This is a genomic window from Sphingobium sp. TomTYG72, assembly GCF_055394715.1.
The window spans coordinates 1,741,980-1,768,071 of the sequence record NZ_AP027336.1; the positions used below are offsets into that span (position 1 = coordinate 1,741,980).

General features: G+C 60.2%; 21 protein-coding genes and 1 pseudogene. 5 read left to right on the forward strand and 17 right to left on the reverse strand.

From position 1 onward, the window contains the following. Nucleotide 1 precedes the first annotated feature (1 nt). A complete protein-coding gene (locus ACZ5U1_RS08690) occupies nt 2-2,611 on the reverse strand; it encodes a TonB-dependent receptor (RefSeq protein WP_464778066.1) in 2,610 nt (869 codons plus the stop codon). Nucleotides 2,612-2,733: 122 nt separating this feature from the next. Beyond that, entirely contained in the window at nt 2,734-3,669 is a 936-nt protein-coding gene (locus ACZ5U1_RS08695; RefSeq protein WP_464778067.1) for a helix-turn-helix domain-containing protein, read from the reverse strand. A gap of 139 nt (nt 3,670-3,808) precedes the next feature. Here ACZ5U1_RS08695 and ACZ5U1_RS08700 point away from each other — a divergent pair, with 139 nt between their 5' ends. Beyond that, nucleotides 3,809-4,000: a hypothetical protein gene (locus ACZ5U1_RS08700; RefSeq protein WP_464778068.1), complete on the forward strand. Its 192-nt coding sequence runs from the start codon at nt 3,809-3,811 to the stop codon at nt 3,998-4,000. 127 nt (nt 4,001-4,127) lie between these two features. Here ACZ5U1_RS08700 and ACZ5U1_RS08705 read toward each other — a convergent pair whose 3' ends face one another. The 13 genes from ACZ5U1_RS08705 to ACZ5U1_RS08765 all read right to left on the reverse strand — a co-directional run bounded on the left by ACZ5U1_RS08705 (nt 4,128) and on the right by ACZ5U1_RS08765 (nt 16,445). Further along, nucleotides 4,128-4,529, reverse strand: a complete 402-nt coding sequence (locus ACZ5U1_RS08705) for a nuclear transport factor 2 family protein (RefSeq protein ID WP_464778069.1) — start codon at nt 4,527-4,529, stop codon at nt 4,128-4,130. A gap of 71 nt (nt 4,530-4,600) precedes the next feature. Next, on the reverse strand, nt 4,601-5,533 hold the full coding sequence (locus tag ACZ5U1_RS08710; RefSeq protein WP_464778070.1) for an SDR family NAD(P)-dependent oxidoreductase: 933 nt from the start codon (nt 5,531-5,533) through the stop codon (nt 4,601-4,603). A gap of 109 nt (nt 5,534-5,642) precedes the next feature. After that, nucleotides 5,643-6,656: a zinc-binding dehydrogenase gene (locus ACZ5U1_RS08715; RefSeq protein WP_464778071.1), complete on the reverse strand. Its 1,014-nt coding sequence runs from the start codon at nt 6,654-6,656 to the stop codon at nt 5,643-5,645. Between the two features lie 18 nt (nt 6,657-6,674). After that, a complete protein-coding gene (locus ACZ5U1_RS08720) occupies nt 6,675-7,568 on the reverse strand; it encodes an alpha/beta fold hydrolase (RefSeq protein ID WP_464778072.1) in 894 nt (297 codons plus the stop codon). 126 nt (nt 7,569-7,694) lie between these two features. Continuing rightward, nucleotides 7,695-8,087: a nuclear transport factor 2 family protein gene (locus ACZ5U1_RS08725; RefSeq protein ID WP_464778073.1), complete on the reverse strand. Its 393-nt coding sequence runs from the start codon at nt 8,085-8,087 to the stop codon at nt 7,695-7,697. A 140-nt stretch (nt 8,088-8,227) separates the two neighbouring features. Beyond that, the gene (locus tag ACZ5U1_RS08730; protein ID WP_464778074.1) at nt 8,228-9,091 is read right to left on the reverse strand and encodes a helix-turn-helix domain-containing protein; all 864 of its coding nucleotides are present in this window, start codon (nt 9,089-9,091) and stop codon (nt 8,228-8,230) included. Between the two features lie 36 nt (nt 9,092-9,127). Continuing rightward, entirely contained in the window at nt 9,128-9,943 is an 816-nt protein-coding gene (locus tag ACZ5U1_RS08735) for an SDR family NAD(P)-dependent oxidoreductase (RefSeq protein WP_464778075.1), read from the reverse strand. 32 nt (nt 9,944-9,975) lie between these two features. Then, nucleotides 9,976-10,968 (reverse strand): phytanoyl-CoA dioxygenase family protein, encoded by a 993-nt coding sequence (locus tag ACZ5U1_RS08740; RefSeq protein WP_464778076.1) that lies wholly within the window; start codon nt 10,966-10,968, stop codon nt 9,976-9,978. Between the two features lie 114 nt (nt 10,969-11,082). Beyond that, nucleotides 11,083-11,367 (reverse strand): hypothetical protein, encoded by a 285-nt coding sequence (locus ACZ5U1_RS08745; protein ID WP_464778077.1) that lies wholly within the window; start codon nt 11,365-11,367, stop codon nt 11,083-11,085. Between the two features lie 99 nt (nt 11,368-11,466). Then, a complete protein-coding gene (locus ACZ5U1_RS08750) occupies nt 11,467-11,889 on the reverse strand; it encodes a nuclear transport factor 2 family protein (RefSeq protein WP_464778078.1) in 423 nt (140 codons plus the stop codon). Continuing rightward, a complete protein-coding gene (locus ACZ5U1_RS08755; RefSeq protein WP_464778079.1) occupies nt 11,886-14,354 on the reverse strand; it encodes a glycoside hydrolase family 3 protein in 2,469 nt (822 codons plus the stop codon). The genes ACZ5U1_RS08750 and ACZ5U1_RS08755 overlap by 4 nt, the downstream gene beginning before the upstream one ends. Before the next feature lie 179 nt (nt 14,355-14,533). After that, nucleotides 14,534-15,604 carry a LacI family DNA-binding transcriptional regulator gene (locus tag ACZ5U1_RS08760; protein WP_464780002.1) on the reverse strand — a complete coding sequence of 357 codons (1,071 nt, stop codon included), beginning with the start codon at nt 15,602-15,604 and terminating at the stop codon, nt 14,534-14,536. A gap of 25 nt (nt 15,605-15,629) precedes the next feature. Next, complete coding sequence (locus ACZ5U1_RS08765; protein WP_464778080.1) at nt 15,630-16,445, reverse strand: phytanoyl-CoA dioxygenase family protein; 816 nt, start codon at nt 16,443-16,445, stop codon at nt 15,630-15,632. Between the two features lie 259 nt (nt 16,446-16,704). On the opposite strand from ACZ5U1_RS08765, the gene ACZ5U1_RS08770 reads away from it, so the two are divergent. The 4 genes from ACZ5U1_RS08770 (at nt 16,705) to ACZ5U1_RS08785 (ending at nt 22,955) form a co-directional block, all read left to right on the forward strand. After that, nucleotides 16,705-17,844, forward strand: a complete 1,140-nt coding sequence (locus tag ACZ5U1_RS08770) for a Gfo/Idh/MocA family protein (protein ID WP_464778081.1) — start codon at nt 16,705-16,707, stop codon at nt 17,842-17,844. Then, nucleotides 17,841-18,743 carry a hypothetical protein gene (locus ACZ5U1_RS08775; RefSeq protein ID WP_464778082.1) on the forward strand — a complete coding sequence of 301 codons (903 nt, stop codon included), beginning with the start codon at nt 17,841-17,843 and terminating at the stop codon, nt 18,741-18,743. The genes ACZ5U1_RS08770 and ACZ5U1_RS08775 overlap by 4 nt, the downstream gene beginning before the upstream one ends. Nucleotides 18,744-18,938: 195 nt before the next feature. Then, nucleotides 18,939-20,153, forward strand: a complete 1,215-nt coding sequence (locus tag ACZ5U1_RS08780; RefSeq protein WP_464778083.1) for an MFS transporter — start codon at nt 18,939-18,941, stop codon at nt 20,151-20,153. Nucleotides 20,154-20,654: 501 nt separating this feature from the next. Further along, nucleotides 20,655-22,955, forward strand: coding sequence for a TonB-dependent receptor (locus ACZ5U1_RS08785; protein ID WP_464778084.1), 2,301 nt, complete (start codon nt 20,655-20,657; stop codon nt 22,953-22,955). Nucleotides 22,956-23,098: 143 nt separating this feature from the next. Here the strand turns inward: ACZ5U1_RS08785 and ACZ5U1_RS08790 are convergent. Both ACZ5U1_RS08790 and ACZ5U1_RS08795 read right to left on the reverse strand, forming a co-directional pair. Continuing rightward, nucleotides 23,099-23,457: pseudogene (locus tag ACZ5U1_RS08790) on the reverse strand (integrase core domain-containing protein); the annotation flags it as partial. Between the two features lie 162 nt (nt 23,458-23,619). Beyond that, nucleotides 23,620-25,998, reverse strand: coding sequence for a glycoside hydrolase family 2 TIM barrel-domain containing protein (locus ACZ5U1_RS08795; RefSeq protein ID WP_464778085.1), 2,379 nt, complete (start codon nt 25,996-25,998; stop codon nt 23,620-23,622). Between the last annotated feature and the right edge of the window lie 94 nt (nt 25,999-26,092).

The window sequence follows — 26,092 nt, forward strand, 5'->3', positions numbered from 1 at the left end:
ATCAGAACTTCGCGCCCAGACGGGCATACCATTCGGTGGGACGGTTATAAGTGCCGTAGATCGTGCCCGCCGCAACATTGGCGTTGCCTGTGGTCAGGTAGCGATCGTTGGTCAGGTTCGTCCCGCCGACGGTAAGCGACCAGTTGTCGTCCGGCGTTCGATAGGTGATCGATGCGTTGACCACATTGGTCGATGGACGCTTCAGCAGCAAGGTGCGCTGGGCATTGTTCCAGACGCTGGTGGTATGCGTCCAGTCGGCCACCATGACGATCGAGCCGCCATTGGCGAGTGCAAGTTGATAACGCGGCGAGAAGTTGGTCTTCCACGACGGCGTCTTGGGCAGATCGGCGCCCGCGAAGGTGCCAGCTTGCAGCGCGTTGGATCCGCTGACCGCGATCACCCCCGGCAGGACCGAGGTATAGTGGGCGTCTATATACCCCACCGAACCGTTGAGCGTCAGGCCACGGACGGGCGCGGCGACCAGTTCGAGTTCCACGCCCTTGATCCGGGCGTCGCCCGCATTGCGGATGGTGGGCGACGTGCCCTGCTGGAAGTTCAGCTGGATGCCTTTGTAATCGGTGGTGAAGGCCGCCATGTTGAACTGGAGCATGTTGTCGAGGAGGGTCGATTTCAGGCCCAGTTCCCAGGTGGTTGCCTTTTCCGGGCCGAAGGGCTGCGCCAGCAATTGCGGGTTGGTGAGACGCGTGGTCCAGCCGCCGGTCTTGTACCCCTTGGACCAGCTGCCGTAGATCATCACCTTTTCGGCGGGGTGAAGCTGTATGCCGACCTTGGGCGAAAAATTATTGAACACTTGCTTGTTCACGCCCGGCGCGTAGACGCGGATCGGGTTGTTCGGATCAGGATATTCAAGCCCCTGCTGGCACGTAACCGGCGCGAGCGGGAACGGGCCGTTGGGCGTGATATTGCCCTGATCATCGCTGCACCCGAACAGCTTGTAGTTGAAGCCGTTCAAATCCTGCTGGCCGCCCTCGAAAAGCTTCGATTCATGCGTGTAGCGGCCGCCAATGGTGACGCCGATCAGGTCGATGGGACGATAGTCGATCTGGCCGAAAAAGGCGTAGTTCTGCGTTTCGAGCTGGTTGGGGCCGTCAACCTGCAACAGGCCTTCGGCGAATGTCACATAGTCGTGAAGGTCGCCCTTTTCCTTGAAATAATAGCCGCCAGCGACGAACTTTAGCTTGTCGTCCAACGCCGAACCGAGCAGCTGGAGTTCCTGGCTGAACTGCCACTGGTTCATGGCGAAGCTGAGCTGGAGGAAGTTGAGCGGCGTGCCGTCGGCATCCATGCCCGATTTCCAGTTGAGCTGGCGGTAGGCGGTGATCGACTTCACCGTCACATTGGGCGTGAGTTCCCATTCGAGCGTGCCCGCCAAACCCCAATTGGTAAGGCGCGAGAAGCTGTTGCCGGTGGCGTAGGTGGTGTCCTTGTCGCCGGTCAGAAAGCGGTTGTCGAATGGCAGCAGATCATTGTTCGGATTGCCGTCGACATTGACACTGGCCAGCGGCGGCTGACGCAGGGTCGTGTTGAACTGCGTGCCCCGCACCCCGCACATCGCCTGGGCGTTGCGTGCAGCGATCTCTGCCGGGGTGGCGCCGATGCAGAAATTATAGAGTCCGGCGAACAGGAAGCCGGTGGTGCTCGTTGGGTCGAATCCAGTGCCCGGCAGGTTGGTGGTCCCGGCAAATGGCCCCGGCACATTGGGCACCGTGGCCAGCAGCGTATTGGGCAGGCCGGTGGAGTTTTCCCGCGAATAGTCGCCGGTAAGGGTCAGGGAAACCGCGTCGCCCTTCCAGTGCAGCTTGCCGCGCAGGCTCCAGTCGTTGTTGCCGCCTTCGCGATTGGATTTGCCGAAGCCTGAGCTGGGGAAAGCAGTATAGCTGGAGCTGTTGGCCGCCAGCGGATCGGCAAAGGGAATGCGGCGGACATAACCATCGCGGCTCTTGATGCCGAAGGTGACGGAGGCCGCGAGATCCTTGGCGATGGGCAGGTCCACGCTGCCGCGCGCCTGCAACAGGTTGAAGCTGCCGGTGGTGACGTCGCCGGTGAACTTGAACGCATCGCCCGGATTGCGCGTGACGATGGAGATCGCGCCGCCGATGGTGTTGCGGCCGAACAGCGTGCCTTGCGGCCCCTTCAGGATTTCGACGCGCTCCACATCCAGCAAATCCTGATTCGCCCCGACCGTCCGGGCGAGGTAGACGCCATCGAGATAGATGCCGACGCCGGGGTCGATATTGAATGCGAAGTCGTCCGAACCGATGCCGCGAATGAAGGCGGAAAGGACGGCGGTGGAACCGGAAAAGGGCGTGCCCGCGTCCAGGTTCACATTTGGTGAAAGACCGGAAAGCTGCGCGATATTGCCGACGGATCGTTCACTGATCGATTCAGCCGAAAAGGCGCTGATAGCGATGGGAACCGTCTGCGCGCTTTCGCTGCGCTTCTGGGCGGTGACGACGATGTCCTGAATGCCGAAATTGTCGTTCGACGGCTTGGCCCGTTCTTCGGTGGCCGATGCCTCCGTCTGCGCGTGCGCGGCCATGCCGAAGCCGAGCGCAAGGACGCTGATCGCGCCATAAATCGCTGTTTTCATTATTTCCTCCCCAAATATCATGCGTGTCTGATGGAATGATATTGCGGAGCTATAGGCGGCGTCGGCTTGCCGGTATTGAACGCGTGGAAAGCTGGTCTTGAACGATTGCGGCGCCGTTCCCGTCAGTGCCAGCCGCGTTGCCGGGCATAGGCGCCGGGCGAGACGCCGAAGCGGGACTTGAAGCGGCGGCAGAAATGGGCGGCGTCGGAAAATCCCAGGTCGTAGGCGAGGTCTGTCAGAGCCGGCTGGCAGCTTTCACCGCCCAGCCGCTGCGCCGCGAGGAAAAGGCGGCGTTCGATGATATAGGTGGTCGGCGTCGTCGCGAGTTCGGCGAAGACGGCCTGCACGTCGCGCGGCTGGATACCCAGCGAATCAGCGATCTTCCCCGTCCGCATCGCGCTGTCGGAAATATTCCCGTCGATGAATGCGAAGATACGGCGGCGCAGGTCCGAATTGTCCTGCTCAACCGGCATGGGGGCATTGCCGACGACAAGCGGGACGAGCTGGGAAATGCTCTTGCCCACAGCTTCCGCCTCCTCGGCGGCGATATCGCCGGGCCAATTCTGTTGGAACAGCGATCCCGCCATGTCTCGCAGCACGCCGTTTACCGGCATTGCCCGATCTATCGTGACAGCGGGCTGAATTGGCCGGTCGCGCATGGCAGCGACCGGAAATTCGATGACCAGCATCTCATTGCGGTCGGAAATTTCCAGCTCATAAGGTTCATCGGTCAGCACGCAGGTCGCATCGCCCACCGAAAGCGATACTGTGCGGCCCCGCTGGGTCGTCGTGCTGATCCCGGCGATCTGGATGTGCAGCTTGGCCCGTCCTTCACATCGGGTCGCGGGTCCGTCGATCCACCGCCGGACGGTCGCTCTTTCCGACTGGATCTTGGAAACGCTGATGTCGCCGAGGAGGAAGGTCTTGCTCCGGCCGCGGATGTCGCGTGCCGCATTGACCACGATCCCCGGAAAGGCGGCTTGCAGGAAGCTGTTCCAGCCATCCAGGCGATGTGCCGATGGACTGGCCGATGTCGAAAAGGTGCTGATCAGCGCCATTTCATAATTCCCCCCATATTCCCTGCATCCGGTCCGGTTGTCACCCCGGCTGCGGCCTTTTTTGCCACTTTCGATGAAAGTAAAGTTGCTTATTGCTATGTTCCATAGCTAAAAATCCCCTAGTGATAAAGAGGAGGCCATGAGCTTCACGGGGATCAATCCTCTGATGGGCGGACATGGATATCCCCCCGCAACCGTTCGATCACGCTTCCATCCCGTCACCCCAGTCGCCATGGGCATGTGGCTGCTCGAAAATTGCGATCTGGAAGCGCTCCGCAAGCAGTGCGCGCGGCTCAACCAATATGACCTCTCTTCTCCGCCCCTCCGCTGATGATTATAGGCGGCACGGGCGGCCCCGTGACGCCCGTGGCACTACTTTGACAATTGGACAGGTCGGTCCAGGGAATTTGGGTCCATGGCGTGTGTCGGATCGCTATGGCGGGCCGACACGCCCGCGGCTAAGCCAGCGAGAGAACAGCCTGACTTTCCCCCGCACCTGGCATGGTGGTGCTTTCCACATAATCGCGCCAGACCTTGATCTTGTTATTGTCGTCAAGTTCGAAGACGCCCACGATCGGCAGCGCGAGCCTTTCCGCTTCCGGCGTCAGGACATGCTCCACGCGTTCGAGGAACACCACCTTGTCCGTTCCAATCACATGACACAGATCCATGCGATATTCCTGGATCATCTTCATATAGAAGCCCCAGAGCTTCCGAACCTTTTCGCGGCCGACCACTGGCTCTGAGATCAGGTCGGGCGTGAAGGATATGTCATCGCTCACGCACGCCATTGCTCCTTCCAGGTCGGCCTTCTCCCAATTCTCCATAAAGGCGAGAATGAATTTGCAGGGATCAAACATCCTAGTTCCGTCCTTTCTTGTTGTTGCATGTCTGACCTCACTTGCCCGAAGGGAATGAGGCCAAAAGAATATCAGTCGGCTTGGCTCGCCCTTACGCTGGCGAGCAACTCGCTGGAATCCGGTCCCTGATGCAGGGACTGGCCGCCATCGACGCTGATCGCCTGGCCAGTGATCCAGCGCGCCTGCTCTCCCAGCAGGAAGCCTGCAAGAGAGGCGATGTCATCCGGCTGCCCCAAAGGCCCTGCCAGAGGCACATTATCACGGCAGGACTGATAAAAGCGCGTGCCGGTTCCCACATATTTGTCGTTGATCTCCGTGTGGATGTAGCCCGGCCGGATTGAATTCACCCGGATAAAGTCCTTGCCATATTCAACTGCGGCGACGCGCATCATCTGGTCGATACCGGCTTTCGCCGCCGAATAAGCGCTGGTGTAATTGGCGACGACCCTAGAGTCGCCATTGAGTGACGAAATCAACACGATCGATCCACCGCCCGCGCTGCGCATCGGTTCGATAACTGACTTCATTGTGACCAATGTCGCTACGATGTTACCGTTGAGGACGCGCGTGAACTCCGCGACATCCTGTTCATGGGTCGGACCCGGCATGCCGCCGCCGCCGGCATTCGCAATGCAACCATCGATGCTGCCGGTTCGCTCACATGCCAGGCGAGCTACTTCCTTCATGTCAGTCTCGTTCAAGGCGTCCGCGATCCGATATCGAACCGCCTCCGCCCCCCCAAGCGCAGCATTGATGCGCGCCGCTGATTTACGGAGGCTATCCTCGGTCCGGCCACATATGGTGACGTGAGCACCTTCTCTTGCGAGCAACGCGGCACAGGCGTGCCCGATGCCCGTGCCTCCTCCCGTCACGATGATCGATTTATTGGTCAGCCTTCGATCCGACACCTTCATTCCTCTCCACGCAATCTCTTTACCAGGTGATACATAGCCACGCGGGGCAGTCCGTTCGCAACAGTTCCGGGGTGGCCATCCCGTGCGCATGGGAGCTTTTGCTGATGGCCAGTCATCTGCACCTTACAGGGAGCACATCGCGCCATTTTTCAAAATTCTGCCCGCTGGCAGAGAACGTCGCAGCGCTGGAGTTTACGCCCTAAGAGCAGCGAACGATCACTTTTCCCCGGTTCGTCCCTGCCAGCAGATGCTCCACCGCATCGGGTACGGCTTCAAGGCCGGTGAAAGGCACCGGGTCGATCATCGCCCGCAATTCGTCGGCATCCAGCATCCCGGCAATCTGATCGAGATACCTCTGCCAGACCGCAGGCGGATAGAGTGCCAAAGTTGAAGCGCTGATCGTGGCCGACTTGCCCAACAAGGTCTGGTAAATGCGCACGCCCGTGACCTGCTCCCAGACCACGCCATCGCCATATTCCGCCGTTGCGCCGATCGTCAGCAGACGTCCGAATGTGGCGAGATGCGCCAGGGCAATATCGAAGGTGGATCGGCCAACCGTGTCGAATGCCACGTCGATGCCAGCGGGATATTCGCTGGCGAGGATGGCGGAGAGATCCTCCGATCGATAGTCGATCACTCGGTCGCACCCTATGGAGCGGAGCCATTCCACCTTCTCCGCGCTGCCCGTCGTGCCGATGACATGATTTCCTGCGCGCTTGGCGATCTGCACTGCGTAGCTGCCGACGCCGCCCGCCGCAGCCGTTACCAGCACCGTTTCCCCGCTTTTCAGAAAGCCGCTTTCCTCGAATGCCACCAAGGCCGTAAGCGCGGGGATGAAGGCGCTCATCAGTTCGGGCGTCAGCGTCGGCACATGGTAGACGTGCGCCGCTTGTGCCACCCGATATTCGCCGTAACCGCCGCCAAAACCGAAGACAAGCACGGCATCTCCAACCTTCAGATCAGCCACCCCGGGTCCCACGGCGACGACTTCCCCTCCAGAGTCCAGGCCCACGTCAAAAGGCACTTGGCTGATCCCATAGCCCCCCTTTATCGCCACCGGATCGGAGCCATTGACCCCCATGAAATGGTTGCGCACCAGCACCTGCCCTTCACCGGGTTGCGGCAGCGGGCTTTCCACGACCCGGGTCGCGGCGCGGAAATCGCCCGCCATGTCGACAACGACGAGCTTGCGGTAATGGGTCGGCATAGTCATGCAACTGTCTCCGGAAAATCAGGGGCGAAGGGATTTGAGAAAGCCGATCAGCAAATCCGCCAGACCGGCCGGATCTTCGATGGCGGTCATATGGCCCTGCCCCTTCAGCACGACTTCCCGCGCCCCCGGCACACAACGGGCGATCAATGCGCAAGGCTTGCGAAGCTGCACATCGTCCTCGCCTACGACCACCAGCGTGGGGCAAGCGATCCGCTTCAGTCCCGCCGTCTGCGGATCGGGATCGTTGAAGAAGCTGCGGGCGAAATCCGCGCAAAGAGCCATATTGTTGACCGCGTAAATCTCCTCAGCCCAACGCCAGGCGCGTTCAGGATCGGCATTGGCGTCGAACCGGTTGAAATAGGGCGCGAGCATGTGCTGCTCAGGATCGGCGCGCAACGCTTCCATCATGGACCGGACAGAGCCATAGCCCAGCAAGATGTCCGCCATCACCGATGCCGCACCGGGGATGCGTCGTCCTTCAGGGAAAGGAGCATCGTCCCACTCGACGCCGCAATAATCGTCCAAGGGCAATGTGGCCGAACTGGTGTCCGTTGCGACCAGCGCAAGCAATCGGTCGCTGTGGTTCATTGCGTAGCGCAGGCCTGCCATGCCGCCTGTCGCATGGGTCAGCAGCACGAAGTGGCTAAAACCCAGCGCGTCGGCCAGTGCGCCGACATCCTCGGCAACGGCTTCGACCGTGTATCGGGGATCGTCACCCTCCGGTACGCTCCGCCCGTGGCCGCGCATATCCATGTCGGCCACGCGATAGCCCGCTTCAGCCAGGCGCGAACTTATCCCGGTCCGGCCCCAGTAGGAACCGTTTTCGATAAAGCCGTGGGTAGTGATCACCGGCACCCCTTCGCCGGTCAGATCATAAAAAATTTGGGCGCCCGGCCGGGCCAGATAGGGCATCGATCTTCTCCTCCGACGTGTCGGCTTCTTGTCGTGCGAGCACGCTATGACCGCTTCAGTGCTGACCCTTCGGGGATGCGCCGTCGGCCGCATTGATTTCGGTCGCCTTCACGACCGCCCAAATTTCTACCCTTGGTCTTGCTCGTTCAGTCGTGCGAAGATCGAGGTGTCGAGATATTCGTCCAGGCGCTTGATCCGTCCATCAGCGACGTGGGCGATCAGGCAGCATGGGACGCGTAACTCAGGCCCGTCCGGCGTGAAGCGCATCACCGTGTCATGTTGCTCGACAAATCCGTCGGGGATGGGATGGCGCCGTATATCGGCATATCGGGACTGATGAATGGTCGAGAATGACGCCTTGATGCTCGCCAGCGCTGCCGCGCGATCTTGCACGACCTGATCGACATTGTGCCATATCTCGGCCTCATCGTGCAGCAGTGCGTCGATCGCAAGAATATCCTTGGCCGCGATGGCCGTGGCAAGTGCGTCGGCAATCGCCTGATGGTCATGGGAGAGCATTCGACAATTCCTTTATGGAGGCGCTGGTTCCAGCCCGCTGCGATGCCACGATCAAGGCGCCAAAGCTGACGACAATGCCGATGATCCTCTTCCGCCACGGTGGTCAGTTCATATTGTTCCCTTGGCCTCAGACTTCCTGGTCAGCTTGCCATTTTGCAAGCTCCTGGCGTTCCTTGCTTGCCGAGATCCAAATCATGATCCGCGCCGGGTTCACGGGTTGCACCTCCATCATAAATCCCGTTCCCCAAGCTGTCCCGCGCCGCCCGGACGCGACGGGCATAGTTGGGAAGGTCCATCTCCATCGCGTTGGACATGATGCAGTACCATTGCGCATCCGCCCCGCTTTTCCGGTCCCGATCGGCCATCGCCCGCAACTGCCCCTGAAAGGTTTCGATGAGGCCGTTCAATTGCGCTACCGAAGCGGCCGACAACTTCGCCATCAGCACTGACCAGAGGGCATGATCACCGTTGTAATCAAGGTCCATGAAATCTTGCTTCAATACCTGGTTGAAGCCGTCCCGGATGGGGCTGTCGCGCCGGAGCTGGAGCGATTCACTAACGAGAAGACGCACCCGATTGCCCGGATAGACCTTGACGAGGCTCAGTCTTTCAAGTCGCATCAACAGCGGGAACAGCCGCGCCTCATCGGTTGCCAGATCGACCAGCACGTCCTCGACCCTCTGCCCCAGCAACAGCAGTACCAGCAACATCATCAGTTCTGGATCAGCAGCGAGGGCTTCTTCCTGCTCGTCCGTCAGTCTGTCCGGCTTGGTTCCGACCTCCCTCGCCGCGATTTCGTAGAATTCGGCGAGGCTGACGCCCAGCAGTCGGCAGATGTCCTCCAGTCCGACAAGCGTGAGTCGGCGCCCACTCAGATAGCGCTTCAGGCTGGATTCGCTTTTCCCAAGAGCGGCTGCGAGATCGGAATAATGCAGACCTCGGGCGCGCAGCATCCCCTTTAATACCTTCAGTACGGAAGGAATATCACTCGTTGGGCCATCCATTGCCGCTTCTCCTCTCCCAAGTCCTGCCTTCAATCGTCAATATTGCATGAAGCAGCCGCCGTCCTGCCAATATGCAGCACCTGTGATGTAGCGCGCCTGATCGGAAGCGAGGAAAGCCACCAGAGCTCCGGCCTCGTCGATGGTCCCGATGGTGCCAAGGGGGCTGAGTGCTTCAATGCCCGCCCGCGCCGCATCGGCGTCGGCAAATGCGCCGGACGCAGCATAACGTCCTAGCGCCTCCTCCATCGGTCCGGTCATGGTCGGGCCGTAATGGACAGAATTAACGCGTATGCGATCCGGTCCAAACTCCCGGGCCGCGCACATGGTCAGCATCCGGCCTGCCGCCTTGGACACATGATAGCGAAGATTGCCCGGGTCGACGAGATAAGCGGCCATTGAGCTGTTGTTGATGATGGCCGCGCCGCCCTTCCGCTCCGAGGCATGCCGCGCCAGCACCTGCGCGCACTGCTTGATACCGATGAACTGGCTCTCGAAATTCACGGCCATTCCCTGCCGCAAGGAGTCGAGGCTGGTTGATCGAATGTCGCCGATGAGCGGGATGCCCGCATTGTTGACCAATATGTGCAGCTTGCCGAAATGCGACTGGACCGTTTCCAGCGCTCCCTCCCAATCCTCGACCTGGGTTACGTCATGGCGCTGGAACAATACACGACCGGGAAAGGCTTTCTCCAGCGCGCTCACACTTTCTCGCCCTCGCTCCTCGTCGATATCCGTAAAGAGTACGCCAGCAGCGCCGCTCTCCAGCAACGCCCGGACAATACCCTGCCCGATGCCGTCATCGCGCGCAGCACCAGTTACAAGCGCGACTGCGCCTTCAAGTCCATCCGTCATCTCTCTCTCCCAACAGCGTCTTCAGCGCTGTTTCAATGTTCGTTCGATCCCATGCCTTCAAACGGCTCGGCATGCTTGTCACCGCCACGCCTGAGTTCCGGGATGAATGGATAGCGTGCATTGCTGTTGCTGCGCCGGTCGCCAGGGAAGCGCGGGAATACCCGCCCGGTATATTCGGCAACGATCTCAAAGCCGAGCATCGCCCGCTCTTCATCATTCAGCGACGCGTAAACATCGTCATGCAGGGAGGCGACATAATCGTCCTGCGCACGTATGAAATGCATGCAATATCCGTTGAGGATCGATAGCCGCGTTTTGTCCGAGGTGGCGTTGCCCTGAAAATGCCAGAGTCGGCTTTCGAAGATGATCGCGGAACCCGCCTTGCAGATCGCCGGAACGGTCATGACCTGTTCGACGCTGGTCGCCTTTCCGGTTGCAGGATCAAAGGCAATGCCGGGCGCGCGGCCGGAAAGATGACTCCCTGGCACTATACGAGTCGCACCCATATCCTCCTCAAAATCGCTGAGTGCGACCATCGCGTGAAAATAGATCGGCACGGGAATATTGAAGGGCACGGGTTGATGGTCGATGTGCATCACCTGACCGCCCGACCCCTTGTCGACGATCAATCCCGTCGATTGCGCCATATAATAGGGCGTTTCCTTCAGGATATGCCTGCCATATTCCGCCACCACGGGGTGCATGGCGAGATCGATGAATTCTCGTCCCTTGTTGACCAGCGCCAACAGCGCCTGCCAGCACAGCGCTTCGCCTTCAGGCGGACGGCCAAGACGCCGGTCGGCGATCGCTCCGCCATTTCGGTCAGCCAGGCGATAGGTTGCCACGCCCTCTTCCCGCTCCATCTCCGCCTGCTCGATCAGCCGCGCGCGCAGACCGGCAAGCTCAGCCGACGTCAGCAGATCTTCATGCACCGTGAAGCCGTAGCGGTCCAGGTTGCGCTTGCCTTGCTTGATATCGCTGGTCGGCTGGGGCAGGTCGGCTGGCTGGGCGATCGCGGTTGCCATCGGTTCTCTCCTCATTCTTAGTTTCGAAACCTATCTATCATTATCCTTTTTTCGGCGAGAGGGTCGGCCCACTCGGTTCTGGAATGCCCGCGATCATGACCTCGATCGCCGACGTCAAATCTGGCTTGCCGAGAAGGTCGATATAATCGGCTGGAACCGCCACAGATGCCGAAATTCGCTGTCACCCCGGCCTTTCAAAGCGGTGTTGACCGACTGCGCGAAACCACTGTGCGGCCCGGCATGCGCGCGCGTATGGGCAGTGGCAGCCCCCACCCCCAGCGGGATGCCCAGTCCCTTCATGCTGATGGTCGATAGGTCCATCGTAGCTGAAGTTTTCAGGACGCTTTCCAGGTCTGTACCGTGCCGCCTGTCCATCATTTTCTTTTCGGCTCGCATCATGTCCTGCCGCCTGAAATCAAAAATTCGCGGCGGGAAACGACGATGACAAGTCTTCGTACGCCGGAACGAACGGATGCGGCATGATTCCCGTCTTGCTCATCATGCGCTAGCCTCATCCTTGAACGCGCGGGCGGCATAGGCGGTATCAAACGCCTCCTGCTGTTCCACGATCAATCCTTTTTCATCGAACAGGAAGCGGCACCAAATAGTCGTTTCGACCGGATCAACTATACCCTCGACCCGCATCGATACGGCGACCACGGCAAAGACCTGCGCGGGATCCTCCAACGCAAAAACCTGATCGTGGATGACGATATCACTGCGTGTTGCGAACTTCTGCTGGACTATCGACCGCAATGTGTCGCGTCCCGCAATGACGGCATCAGTCCAAGGAAAGCTCTGCCGACCGTCCGGGTGCCAGAGCGACACCCATGTGTCGATGTCCTTGCGGCGCTCGCAATCGAACATCAATCGCACCGCGTCACTGTTCCGCCGTCTTTGCGCCTCTGGCGATCCGGTCATGGCTGCGGCCCTTCCTGCTCTATTATGGTCAAAGGGATGGACATCACCACCTCCACGCTGGAGCGGGCGACATGGATGACATAGATTCCGGGGTGAATCATCCAGCCGGTGCCATGGTCGGTCATGTCTCCCAGCTTGGAGAATGGCGTCGGGCCGAGCCGCGCGTGGATTGCACGGCTGTCTTGATCGCCGGGATGCCAGGTGGAAAAGCGGCGAGCGTCCAACTCGATCTCCACCCGCTGCGAACTGCCAGGCTCCAACCGCAGCTTGGCAAAGCCTTGCAATTCCTTGGGCGCGCGCATCAACGGCCCAGCAGGGGGTTCGACGTAGATCTGAATCACGTCAGACCCGGCGCGTTCGCCGACATTTTCCACGAGCAAAGAAACGGTCACAGCTTCGCCCGCTCGGACCTCCCGAGCCGAGAGCGCCGCCTGCGACCATTGCAAGCTGCCATAGCCCAGGCCGTGGCCAAAAGGGACCAGACGCGGCAGATGCCGCGCCTCATACCAGCGGTAGCCGACGAGCAACCCCTCGCCATAGCGCAACTCTCCCGCTTCGCCGGGGAAGTTGCCAAACGCCGGACTATGCTCGATCCGCTCGGGAAAGGTGATGGGCATCCGGCCGCCTGGCTCCGACGCACCAAGCAGCACGTCCGCGAGCGCGGCCGCCATCTCCTGCCCGCCGAACCAGCTTTGCAGCACCGCCGGAACCTTGGCGATCCACGGCATCGACACAGGCCCACCGCTGTTGACGACCACCACGGTGCGCGGATTGGCGGCAGCAACTTGCTCAATCAGTTCGTCCTGGCCTTCAGGAAGTTCCAGCCCCTTGCGATCCGCCCCCTCCGTTTCCGTCAGCGGCGAAGTGCCCACCACGACGATCGCCATGTCGGCATCCGCGGCGAGCCGTGCCGCTTGTGCGGCCGCGTCGGGTTTGTACGGACGGCGGCAACGGAGGGAAACATGGGAAAAGCCCAGTTCCGTATCGCCGAAATAGGTTAGCAGCATCCTGATCGACTGCCCGGCAGTCAGATAAATTTCGGCATCCTTTATGCGCTCTCCGCCCTTGCCGATGAAATCGGGATCGCCAAGATCGATGTACAACTGGCCGTTCAGCTCCAGTCGGGCCGCAGATCCGGTGCTCAGCCGAAAACTATGAAGCCCGTCTACCATTGCGACAAAGCTGGCCTCGGCGCGAAGCGAGAAGGCGCCTGACGGAACACGCGGCGCCGGCGCGCCCATGAAGAGAAATTCAAGTGAGTCACCGCGATGAACGGTCGTCGGCTGCCCTGCCGGTTCCAGGCCAATAAAAAACGAGACTTCCACGCCAGTTTCACCCGAAGGGGTACGCAAGTCCGGCGCATCGAGCACGATGAAATCGTCGGTGCCCGGCACGCCCTCCTCAAACAGGATCTCGACCCCTGCTTCGCCGAACGCTGACTGCAGCATAGACAGGATGGATGTGCGATGTTGCGCCCGCAGGATGGAAGAGCCACCGCCCATGATCTGCGAGCGATGCGCGTTTGGACCAAGGATGGCGACCCGCCGCAGCGAGCCCGCCTCGATCGGCAACAGGGCGCCTTCATTCCTGATGAGCACCATCGCGTCGGTCGATGCTCGCTTCGCCAGCGCGACCGCTTCAGGATCGTCCAGCGTGAACTCCTGTCCATCGCTTTGGTCATTGCGCGCACCGATGCTGGCCATCACCACCAGCAGCCGCTGCGCGATCGCGTCCAGCTTGGCTGAGCAAACGCGCCCCTCCTCGACCGCAGCGGCCAGTGCACCGCCAAAAGCCCGCCCTGGCCCCGGCATCTCGATGTCGAGGCCGGCATTTGCTGCATCCACGGTGTCACATAGTGCCCACCAGTCGGTGATCGCTATGCCCTCGAACCCCCATTCCTTTCGCAGGACGCCTTCGATCAGCCATGCGCTATCAGCGGGGAAGCGACCGTTCAGTCGGTTATAGGCAGTCATGACGCCCAGCGCCCCGCCCTCCTTCACGGCCATTTCAAATGGTGCGAGGTAGATCTCCCTCAGGCTCCGCTCATCGATCACCGAATTCATCGCATGACGTTCATATTCCGCCTCGTTGCCGGCGAAATGCTTCATCGTGGCGACAACGCCCTCGCTCTGGATCCCCTGAACCAAGGCTGCGGCAAGGCGCCCCGCGAGCAGCGGGTCTTCCGACAGGCATTCGAAGGTTCGCCCGTTCAGGGGAGAGCGCTGGATATTGATCGTCGGCGCCAGCATTATCCGGGCGGCTCGCGCCCTCGCCTCTCGCCCAAGCGCGCCGCCGACGGCGCGGACCAGCGCAACATCCCAGGTCGCGGCCAGCGCAATGCCTGTGGGCATGCAGAGCGCGCGCACGCCCGCCGGTCCCCACATCGTTCCGCGCGCGCCGTTCGGGCCGTCGGTCATACGCCAGGAAGCTATGCCATGTTCGGGCACGGCCTGAGTGTGCCACATATCCCGGCCTGTTGTCAGCGAGGCCTTTTGTTCAATACTCATGGTGCAAACAAGCGCAGCTATTTCGGAGCGCTCTTCCTGGGAGACGACGCGGGGCCATCCCGCACCAATGGTCGTCATCGATCCGTCCATGAAGGCAGCTCCAGAAGGTTCGGCCGCGCCGACTATTGGGACCGTGGTCATTTGCAACCGCAACTCTGCCGCACCACCATCTCCCCCGCTATCACGACCGAACGATCGTCGGCCGCGCTTAGCAGGGCGTCGATGGCCGCGCGGGCGATCAGGTCCATCGGCTGCCGGATCGTCGTCAGGGGGGGAGACGTCAGCCGGGCAATTTCCATATCGTCGAAGCCTGTTATGGCAACATCCTCTGGCACCCGCACGCCCAGTTCTCCCAACGCGGCCATGGCACCGGAAGCGGAGATATCATTCGCGCAAAGCAGCACATCTGGAAAGGGACCGCCCTCGGACCAGCGCCGCTTGACGAGATCGAACGCTGTACCCGCAGAGAAATCACCAGCCCAGCGACCGAGCGGCTCACAGAGGATCCCATTCGCCTGAGCATAGTCTGTCACGCCCCGACTGCGTTCCACGGCATCCACATTATCCTCGGGGCCGCCGATAAATGCCAGCCGCCGTGCACCATGGACCTGCACCATGTGACCGGCGAGCGCTTGCATGGCCGCATAATTGCCAACCGCAACCTGGGGAAAGTCCGTGACTTCGGGACTGTGGGCTATGGAGACGACCGGAACCTGCCTTGCCAACTGCGCCAGATCGCGGTCCGCGATCACCGGGCCGATCAGGATCAGGCCATCGCATTTGCCAGAAAGCGAAAGGACCGCGTCGGGCGTATCTTCGTTCGCGACTCCTGCCAGCAGCAAAAGATAGCCTCTCAGATAGGCGGCCTCTTCGACAGTCCGAAAAAGCGAATCATAAAATTGCAGCGACTGGATGCCTTTCCGCACGACCTGCGCACGAGCGCTGTCGTCTTGCCCGGCGGCAGCGACATGCTCCTGCTCACTCCACCGGCGATAGACAAGGCCGACCACTCCAGTGAACTTGCGCGCCATCTGCTGCGCAGAGCCGTTCGGAACATAGCCCAGATCATCAATGGCCTGCTTGACCCGCGCGAGGATCTTCGGCCGAATATTCTGCGCGCCATTGATGACCCGCGATACGGTCGCAATCGAGCATTCCGCTCGGGCGGCTATGTCATAGACGGTAACCGTCGATTGCCGCGACCGCATCACGAATTACGTGCTCCCGCCGGTTTCAAACGACTGCTGCGGCTGGCGCGAGGCTGGACTTGTGCTCGTCCGCCAGCTTCTCTTCGAGCGCTTCCACATTCATAGCCATCTCCTCGCGCCTGCTGAGGGTGAGGCTGAGGTCGGTCGTTGCGAAACGAAAGATGCGCTGGGCATCCTCCGACCAGCCGCGATAGGCTTCCGGGCTGACTGCGGGCGGCGTGTGGCCCGCCTCTCCTTCGAACCGGTACCAGCTGCGATTATAGACCAAGGCAAGATTGGGACGCGGCGAATTGCCCCTGTTGGGGCTGCCCCGGTGCCACAGGCGGGTGTCGCGCACCATGATCGAACCGGCGGGCATGATGACCCGCACCGGATCGCGCCCTTCCACCGCAGCAGCGGGCACAATGTCGGGGACCAGATGCGAACCATAGGGCCAGATTTCCAGCGGCCCGTTCTCCTCGGTGAAGTCGACCAGAGGCACGTTGACGGCGATGGCATAGGCGGGAAGCGAAAGCCCATGCCCGCGAAAAAGCGGTCGGCCGTCGGGATGAACCACCTGGTAATCCGAACCCGGCAGCGGCGTATCGGCCGCCGCCCATGAACAGGCGAGATCGACGCCGAGGAGGCGCTGCAGGAGCGGTAGGATGATCGGATTGGCGACCAGTTCCTCATTTGCGAATACGCCATCCAGGTACAGATGCGTATTGAACCTGTTTGCGCCCCGATTCGCTTCATTCTTCGCGGTATAGTCATCGAGCAAGACAGAGAATGCCTCCTTCAATTCGGCCAAAACCGAGTCGCTGATCGCATTTTCGAGGATGAAGTATCCGTTAGAACGCAAGGCAACGGCCAATTTCGCATCAAAATCGGGCCTTCCTACCTGTTTAATCCAATCCGATCTAACGAACTGCATCGCATCTTCTCCGAACATTTTCGTGCAAGGCACCTATTATTTGATGAATGCTGATTAGCGCGCCCGGCGCCAAAAAGAAAGCGCTTTCTTTTTGGTTCGGACTAGGTTAGCCCGGAGCCATCAGAAAACCGCAGCGGCAGGATTTTATCCGCACAGCTGCGCCAAACGGCATAGGAAAGGTGTTGATGTGGCGTTGAAGCAGAGGCGGCTGCGGCTCGGCATTCTCGGCGCGGGCATGATCGCCACCTACCCGCATGGCGTACTGCCGAACTTGACCCGGATCGCGGACAGGGTCGAGTTGGTAGCCATCGCCAGCCGTTCCCAAGACAAGGCACGCGCCGTCGCCCAAGACTTCGGCATTTCAGAGGTCTATGCCGACCTGACAGCGATGCTGAACGGCAGCGATATTGACGCTGTCGTCAACCTGACGCCGATCCCGGTCCATTTTGAAACCTCTCTGCAAATCCTTGAGGCGAAGAAGCATCTCGTCACGGAAAAGCCTCTCTGCTCGACCTTGGAGCAGGCCGACATCCTGATCGCTACGGCCGAACGGAACGGCCTGCTCATCGTCAGCGCGCCCATCGATATGCTGATGCACGACTGGCAGAGGGCGCGGCGTCTGGTTGCCGATGGCGCAATCGGTCGGCCTGCCTTCGCGCGCGTGCAATCGTCGCACGGCGGTCCTGCGCTGATGGGATGGCCCGCCGACCCCAGCTGGTTTTATCAGGAAGGCAGTGGACCGCTTCTCGACCTGGGTGTTTACGGCCTTCACCGGATTACCGGCATATTGGGTCCAGCTCGCCGGGTCACGGCCTTTTCGGGGATCACACGCGAGACGCGACAAGCGCGCGGCGGCCCTCATGACGGGCTGGAGATAAAGGTCAGCGAGCCCGACAACACGCTCATGTTGCTCGACTTCGGGGATGCGACTTTCGCCTCGGTCGATGCGACATTCAATGTCGTTGCATCGAAGAGCCCCATGGTCGAGCTATACGGGAGTGAGGGGACTTTGCTGGTGCATTATTCGACCGGCGACCCAGCCATCGACATCTTCCGCATGGATGCGGCGCCCGGGACGCCTGGCTGGATCACACCGACGACGATCGGCTTTCCGGAAAAGGAAGACCGCGCCAAGCTGCTTCATCGCGCTGTGCTGGTGGAACATCTTCTGGATTGCCTCGAACAAGGTTCGCAACCTCTGCTCAGCGCCCATCATGCCCGGCATGTCCTCGAGATTATGCTGGCGGCTCGAAGATCGGCGGAAACAGGCCGCGCGGTTGAACTCACCACCTCCTTCATCTACCCCAGCGAACAGGCTTCGGCATGATCCATCCCGATGATATCGAACTGCCCACCCTGCTCCCAGGGCAAGTCTGCACGATCAACATTTTCGACACGCTAACGAAGGAAGTAACGGAGGCTTACCGCACAGCCGAAACGCTGTTCGAAGCACCGAACTGGCCTCATCAAGACCAGCTTATCCTCAACGGAGAAGGCGTCTTGTGGCGCTTCAACCTGACGGAGCGGTCGCTTCACCGGATCGACGCGCCCGGCCTACCCAAGCTCAATAACGATCATGTGCCGTCTAACGATGGCGACACGATCTTCGTGTCGGCCTACGACTGGCACATACATCGCGTATCCCTCGCCACCGGCCGTCACAGCCGGGTGACGCAGGAGAACCCTGCGAGACCAATGCTCCATTTCCTGCACGGGGTCAGCCCGGACGCAAGCGAACTGGCTTTTGTTGGCGTCGAACCCGCTGCCGATCACCCCTTTGGCCCGGCGAATATCTTTACCCTTCCCAGCGATGGCGGCCCGGCACGCCAACTGACCTTTGGCGACCGGCCCGCAGACGGGCCGGAATATTCGCCCGATGGAAAGTGGATCTACTTCAATACGGAATGTTTCAGCAAGATTCCCGGTGCCGCGCAGATCGCCCGGATCAGGCCAGATGGACAGGATCTGCAGCAACTGACCTTCGATGCGCGGGTGAACTGGTTCCCGCATCTTGCTCCAAAGGGAAAGCTGGCCTGCTATCTATCCTTCGAGCCGGGCACCACGGGCCACCCCATGAACCGGCCGGTCGAGTTGAAAGTGATCAGCGAGGATCGCTGGACCCAACCTGTCACCAGCCTGGCTCTATTCGGCGGACAAGGCACGATCAACGTCAACAGCTGGTCACCTGACGGGCGATATTTCGCGTTTATGGCTTATCCGCTGTGATCGTGCTTCCGGACGGACTGCATCAGATGACAATAAGAGCGATGTCGTATGAACCATGATTTTGCCGACAAAGGGCCGGGGGCGGCGCAACCAAGCACCTATGCGCCATCTGCTGCTCTCGGCGGCACCAAAGGCGTCTGGTACATGGTCCTGGTTCTCGCCACGGTTCAGGCGACCGCCTCACTCGACCAGATCGTGCTGCTGATCCTGATGCAAGGGATCAAGACATCGCTGAACCTCAGCGACATGCAAGTCAGCCTGATCGATGGCGCGGCTTTCGCTCTCTTCTACGCCGTGTCGGTCATCGTGTGCGGGCGGCTGGCTGACCGCGTGAATCGACGCAACATGCTACTGATCGGCATGATCGGCTGGAATGTAGCCATGATATTCGCGGGCTTTTCCCAATCCTTCGCCCAGCTTGCACTTGCACGTATAGCGATCGGGATCGCCCAAGGCACGCTGATCACCACCACGGTGGCCATTATTTCAGACAGAGCCCCTCCGGAATTGAGGGGGCGCGGCGTGACGCTGTTGTTCAGCGGCAGCACTCTGGGCGGGGCGGCCGCCAGCTTTCTGGGCGGCGGACTGCTGCACCTTTTTTCCTTGAGGGACGTCGGGCAGTTGCTATTCGGTGTGACCTTCGCACCATGGCAATTGGTGCTGATGATCTGCGGCGGAATTGGCCTGGCGTTGGCACCTTTGCTCCTTACAGTGGAAGAACCTGCGCGCTCCGTTTCTGCGCAGCAGGAGCCGTTCAGGATTTTGCCTTACCTGATGCAAAACCGCCGGTCCTTCGTGCCGCTTCTGGCATGCAGCGCCTGCTTCATCATGGCGATCCTCGCCATATCAGGCTGGGGCAGCATACTCCTGTTTAGAAATGTCGGCATGTCGCCCATCACCGTGGGCGTGACATTGGGCTTCACAAGCCTTGGCGGGGCCATCCTGGCCGCCCCGCTCGGCGGCTGGCTCAGCGATGGCTTCGTCAAACGCGATCCGCAGAAAGGACGAATGACGCTATTGATCATCCTTTTGCCCATCGCGGCCCTGTCGGCACTTATGTTGGTGGTCGTGGCCGTTCCTTTTATTGTCATCCTTGGCTTCACACTGATTGGCGTTACGGCAACGATCGTGTCCTCTCTGTTGATCACGATCCTGTCAGAACTGGTGCCCAGCGATGGACGCGGCAGGATCGCATCTCTTTTCGGATTAGTCTCCATCGTCTGCGGCATGGGTATCGCTCCCACGCTCGTGGCGACTGTCACCGACCATATCTTCCATGATGAAAGCAAGCTTCCGCTTTCACTTGTTGTCGTTTCGGTTCCGGCCATTATAGTGGCAACTATACTCGCCGTGCGCTCTTTGCCCCATGTCTGCGCTCTCCGTGCGGATGTACTTTCTCAAGCTCGATAACAATTTCCGATGACACGTCCAAGGACGGTATATTACGATCATCACCCCGGACAAACCTTGAAAAAATCGTTCTGCCGTGGGTAGGCCATAGCATGCGGGCAAGCACGTCAGGACGCCAGCTTCGTCCTGAGTTCATAGCTGCGGTCGGGTCTGCCAACAAACTGCGTCCGCACGGCACCTTGGCTGCGATCCCAACCCGGCTCGCTTTTGAAAATCGCCATTGTCGAGGCGTTGCTGCCGCCATCCGTAGCTTTCCTGACGCTCTCCTGATGTCACGTCTGGCGCAGAAATTGCGATACCCCTCAGGCGAACGGCAAAAGGACCAGAATATGGCCGGTTCAAAGACCATATGCGGTCACCCATCACTACCCCGGTCGTGTCTCATTGCGACGCGAACCATGTTGCGTGCATAGTTGGGACGGATACCAGTCCGGCTGCCGCGGGCGGCATCCAAAGAAAAAAGCAGGCGCCATTTGGGACGTCCGCGAAAAATGGGAGGTAATGATGAAATTGCACTCGACGTCGAGCATCGCCGCTGTGGCCTTTATGATGACTGTTTCGACCGCCCATGCCCAGGTCGATCAGGCTGCCGAAGACAGCGCTGCCAAACGAACCGGCGTACAGGACATCATCGTGACCGCCCGCCGGTCGCAGGAGCGTCTGCAGGACGTGCCGGTCGCCGTTTCAGCGCTGGAAGGGGATGATATCCGTGCGCTCGATATTCGGAACTTTGGCGATCTCGGTCGTGGGGTGCCGAACCTGGTGACGGAAAAGCAGCTAGGGACATCGAACTCGGCGACATTCTACTTGCGCGGCATTTCGACCGGTTCGCTCAAATTCCAGACCGATGCAGGCATCGGACTCTACATCAACGGTGTCTATCTGGGCCGTCCGGCGGCTTCGTCCTTCGACCTTGCCGACATCGAGCGCATCGAAGTGCTGCGTGGACCGCAGGGCACCCTGTTCGGTCGCAATTCCACCGGCGGCGCGATCAACTTCATCACCCGCGCGCCTACAGGGGAATTCCACCTCCGGACCGAGGGACAGGTAGGCAATTACGATGCCCGCAACTTCCGCATCGCTCTCGATTTGCCAGCGGTCGGACCGCTCTCGGCGAGGGTGACCTACCTACATAACGAAAACCGGGGCTATGTCCGCAATCTGGCGGCCGGAAGGACATACACATTCGCCGAGCCATTCGGCACCATCAAGTCGGTCAAGGACTTTGGCTTCGACAATACCGATGCGGCTGGCTTGGCGGCCCGTCTCGACTTCAATGATCTGGTGATCGACTATAATTTTGACTTCACCGACAAGGTGAACTCAACCTACGCCCAGCAACTCATCGCTTTCAACCCGACCTTCGGCGGGGGCGCCTTCTATGCGGCGCCAGGATTGTTCACCCCCCCCAGCCTGAAGCGCCTCAACGCCATACCGCTGGATATCACGACACCCACCCGCCTGCGGGTGTACGGGCACAGCGTCACCGCATCCTATGATCTGACGCCCGACATCACCTTCAAGAGCATCACGGCCTTCCGCCGCTTCCGCGAAAAGGCGACTGGCAACGACATTGACGGCGCGGCGCTGGACGGCAGCGTTCTCGATCCGAGCCTGACCGGCGTGCCCCTGTCTCTGTTCAACGCCCTTCAGGTCCGCAGGCAGCGTCAGTTCAGCGAGGAAGCGCAGCTGCTCGGCAAGCTCGGCAATTTCGATTTCGTCCTGGGCGGCATGTATTTCACCGAAAGCGGCTCCGACGATAACCCGGTCTTCCTAGGCGTCCTTTATCCGACCTCGCCCATCGTTCCGAACGTGGTCGGCGGCGATGGTAATGTCGTGGAAGCCTTTGGCCTGCCGGGCGACTATTATCTGGGCGCCAACTCGAGAGTTCGGAACCGCTCGACCGCCGGTTACGCCCATCTTTCCTACAAGACCGAGCAGTTCGAACTGGCGGGCGGCATCCGCTACACCAAGGACAACCGCCGCGAGACAGTGATCGCCGCTGGCCTGATCCCTGCGGTGTTTCCGGCCGGAACTTTCAGATCGTCGGGCGACAATTGGGACTTCGATGCCACGGCGACCTATATCTTCCAACCCAGGGTCCGGGCTTATGCGCGCTTTGCGACCGGCTATCTGTCCGGGGGCATCATCGCGGGCAATCCTTTCCCCAAGGAGACTATCGACAGCTATGAAATCGGCTTCAAGGGCGATCTATTTGACAATGCGGTCCGTCTGAATGCCGCTCTGTTCCACACCAAGCGCAGGAATATCCAGACGATCCAGTTTGATGCCGTTCGTGGCTTCTACATGGATTCTCTGCCCAAGGGGCGGGAGAACGGCGCCGAAGTGGAACTGACCGTCGTTCCGGTCTCCGGCCTGACCCTGGGCGGCAATGTCGGCTATATGGATCAGAAGCTTTCGCTCAGCCCGACGACCGGCATCGCCTCGCCGATACTGGCGCCGAAATGGAGCGCGAACGTCAATGTGCAATATGACACGCCTGCGGCAAACAACGGCTCCTACTGGCAGATGCGGCTCGACGGCACCTACAAGGACAAGCGCGGCATCGATCTTCAAGGTACGCCCCGCAATCCGGGGCAGCTGCCAGCGCGTTTCGACCTGAATGCCAGGGCGGGACTGATGAATTTCCCGATGGGCAGCGGCAAGGCGCATGTCGCCGTCTTCGGGCAGAACATCACGAACAACAAGAAGCTCGACACCCAGGTCGATCTGGGCACCGTGATCCTCGGCGTCTTCCAGCGCCCGCGCACCTATGGCGTGGAGGTCGGCTTCGAATTTTGATGGGGAATGTCCGTCCCGAAATCTAAAGTTCGAGAGATCGCTTTTGCGACCCTCACCTCGGGCCGGGATCCTGCGCGATCCCGGCCGCATTTTAACCAATAGCCAGCGTCACAAATCCCGCTGTTTTTCACGATCTGTCCTGCTCATCGAACAGGAAGCGACACCAGATAGCCGTCTTCCCAAGATCGACAATGCCTTCGACCTTCATCAATACATCGATAAGCAATGGCCTGCGGTGCGGAACCCGTAGGGCGTAGCGAAGTAGGCCATTGCTTATTCAGTTCGGCGGCGAACGCCGCCGGAGTGGCATATCTGAGCGAAGAGTGCGGCCTGCCGGTGTTGTAGTTATCGGCCCATACGGTGATCTTTTCGCGGGCGTACCTCATGCTCATAAACAGCGCCTCGTGAGCAGTTCCTCGCGCATCCGCCCGTTGAAGCTTTCGACGAACGCGTTCTGAGTAGGCTTGCCCAGCATGGTATAGTGCCGTTCGACCCGGACCTCTAGACCGGCGCAACACGGTCGCAAGTCCAGCGCCCTGCAGCTCTCACGCCACCGGTCACAGTCCACTCCCAGACTCATTTTGCTGCAACAGACAGAGAGCCTAAGAGCGTTTTTCAAAATCCCTAGAGTTATATCTTTCGCTATCCACCTTGGCTGACGGGCTTAAACAATGGCTAGTCGAGCGACCGCCGGCGCGAGGCCCTCCGAGCGGACTGTGATTGATGCGATTGCCATTGCTCCTGTCGGTCGCACGATGGCCAGCGCTCGCCCGTGCCACGTCTTGGCGATGGGTTGCTGTAGACTTGCCACGCCACGAGGGTTGGCATTGCCGAACCCGGCGAGTTCCACCGGCCCGTTGAGCACCGCCTGAAGCACGCGCGCATCGTCGGGCAAAATCCGACCGTGGGCGTCAACAACGCTTATGGTGACGTAGGCGAGATCGTTCGGGCTCGTGCTGATGCGAGCCCGATCAATGTCAAGACGCAACGCCGCCGCCGGCCCGGCTGTCTCCAGCGTGCGGCGGCCGATGAGGGTCTTGCCCTTGTAAGCCGATGCTACGAGTTTTCCAGGCGTATAGGGCAACGTGAACCGAACCTCTGGGCCGTCCGCCTCCACCATCGACCGCTCACCGACAGTCTTTCCATTGAGGGTGAAGACGACGCGGTCCCCCCGGCTGAATACCCTCACGTCGATGGATTTGTTCTCATGGCCGGGCCAGGTCCAGCTTTGAAGCTCATCGCCCCAGCCCCAATTGGAATGGAATGCCTTCTTGCCTTCCGGCAGAGGCCGAATGACGCTTATCTCGATCGGGCTGATTCCCCAGACAACATCCCGCAACAAGGATTGCGGCTTTTGCTGGCCAATAAGGTCGATGTCGCCGCAAAAGGCGTTAACCCAAGGATATTTGGACTGGAAGGGGTCAGTTTCTTCCAAGGCCGACATCCCGACGCCAGACTCGCCATAGTAATCCATCGCGGTCCAGACGAAGTCGCCGAGTGCATAAGGAACGCGATTGATCGTGCTCCAAATCGCTGCCACGTCTTTGGGGAAGCTCTCGGTGCCTAGAAATAGGCGTCCCGGATATTGGGAATGTTCCTTCTCATAGGCGACGTAATTATAGTTGTACCCTGCGATATCCAGGAACTGGGTAGCCGCTTGGTCAGGCGTTCCGTCGCTCCGGGTCACGGCCGCCCCATTCCATCCGTTGATACCGGCGGTGATCGGGCGGGTGGGATCAAGTTGGCGGATTTCCTCTACCATCTGGCGGGCAATATCGACGCCCAGGGGCCGATATTTCTCCGGTATTTCGTTCCCGATGCTCCAGATGATGACGCTGGGGTGATTGGCATCACGTTCTACGAACGCGCTCAGGTCGCGGCGCCAATGCTCCTGGAAATAGACGTGATAATCATCCGGGATCTTGGGAATGGTCCAGCTGTCGAATGCTTCCTCGACGACAAGCATACCCAATCGGTCGCAGGCGTCGAGAAAGCTCGACGACGGCGGGTTGTGGGATGTCCTGATCGCATTGAAACCTCGTGCCTTGAGCAGTTCGATCTTGCGTTCTTCCGCCCTGTCGATCGCGACCGCGCCGATCAATCCATTGTCATGATGGATGCAGCCGCCCCGTAGCTTGGTGGGCGTGCCATTGATCAAAAGTCCGCGCTCGACGTCTATCTCGATCTGGCGCACGCCAAAGGTGGTAGCCATCCGATCTACCATGCCCCCTGCCTCGTGAAGCGTGCATTCTGCCTTGTACAAGGCAGGCCTATCAGGCGACCATGTGCGCGGTCTGGAAATCTCCATCGACAAGGTAGTTTCGGCGGTAGCGGGAGCTTCGCCCCGAGCGACTACACGTCCGCTGGCGTCACGCAGCGCCACAGCGATAGTCGAGCCCGGTTTTATGTTCTCGACGAGCGCTCGAACGGCAACGGCAGCACGGTCGGCATTGATCTCCGGCGTGGTGACGCGCACTCCCCAGCGACTGAAGCGAGAGGCGCGCGTGACATTGAGGCGAACCGCGCGGTAAATGCCGGACCCGGAATACCATCGGCTGTTACTTCCCAAATTGGAAACTCGCACAGCCAGAACATTGTCGCCCGTCGCACGGATATGCGGCGTCAAATCGAGTGCGATGGGCGAATAACCATAGACGTTGGAAGCGATATGCTCGCCGTTGAGCCAGAACTCAGCAGTCCCGTAAATTCCGTCGAATACCAGCTCAATATGAGCATCAGCGGGCAGAACGGGGAGGGAGAAACGCTTACGATACCAACCCACGCCCCCCACAGTATAGCCCGTATGCCTTCCTCCTGCGCTTCGCGTAGCCGCAATTAGCAGCGGCGGCGGCGCACCCTCAAAAGGACCGATCATCCTCGGTGCGTCCTTGACGGGAGCCCAGATCGGCGCAGTATCGACATCCCGGATCACCGCGTTGACGGACGGTTCCTGAGGCTCCAAATCCTCAATGCTCCAGTCGTGCGGCAGGACAAGGCGTCGCCAGCCGGAATTGTTGAAGATAGGGGTTGAGGCTTCGGCCATATCTCCGCGAAAGAACGTCCATCCTCGATCGAAAGGCTGGTCTCGAAGCCCTGCGGCGAACTCCTGTAGGGGAGTAGAAGCATAGGTCATACCT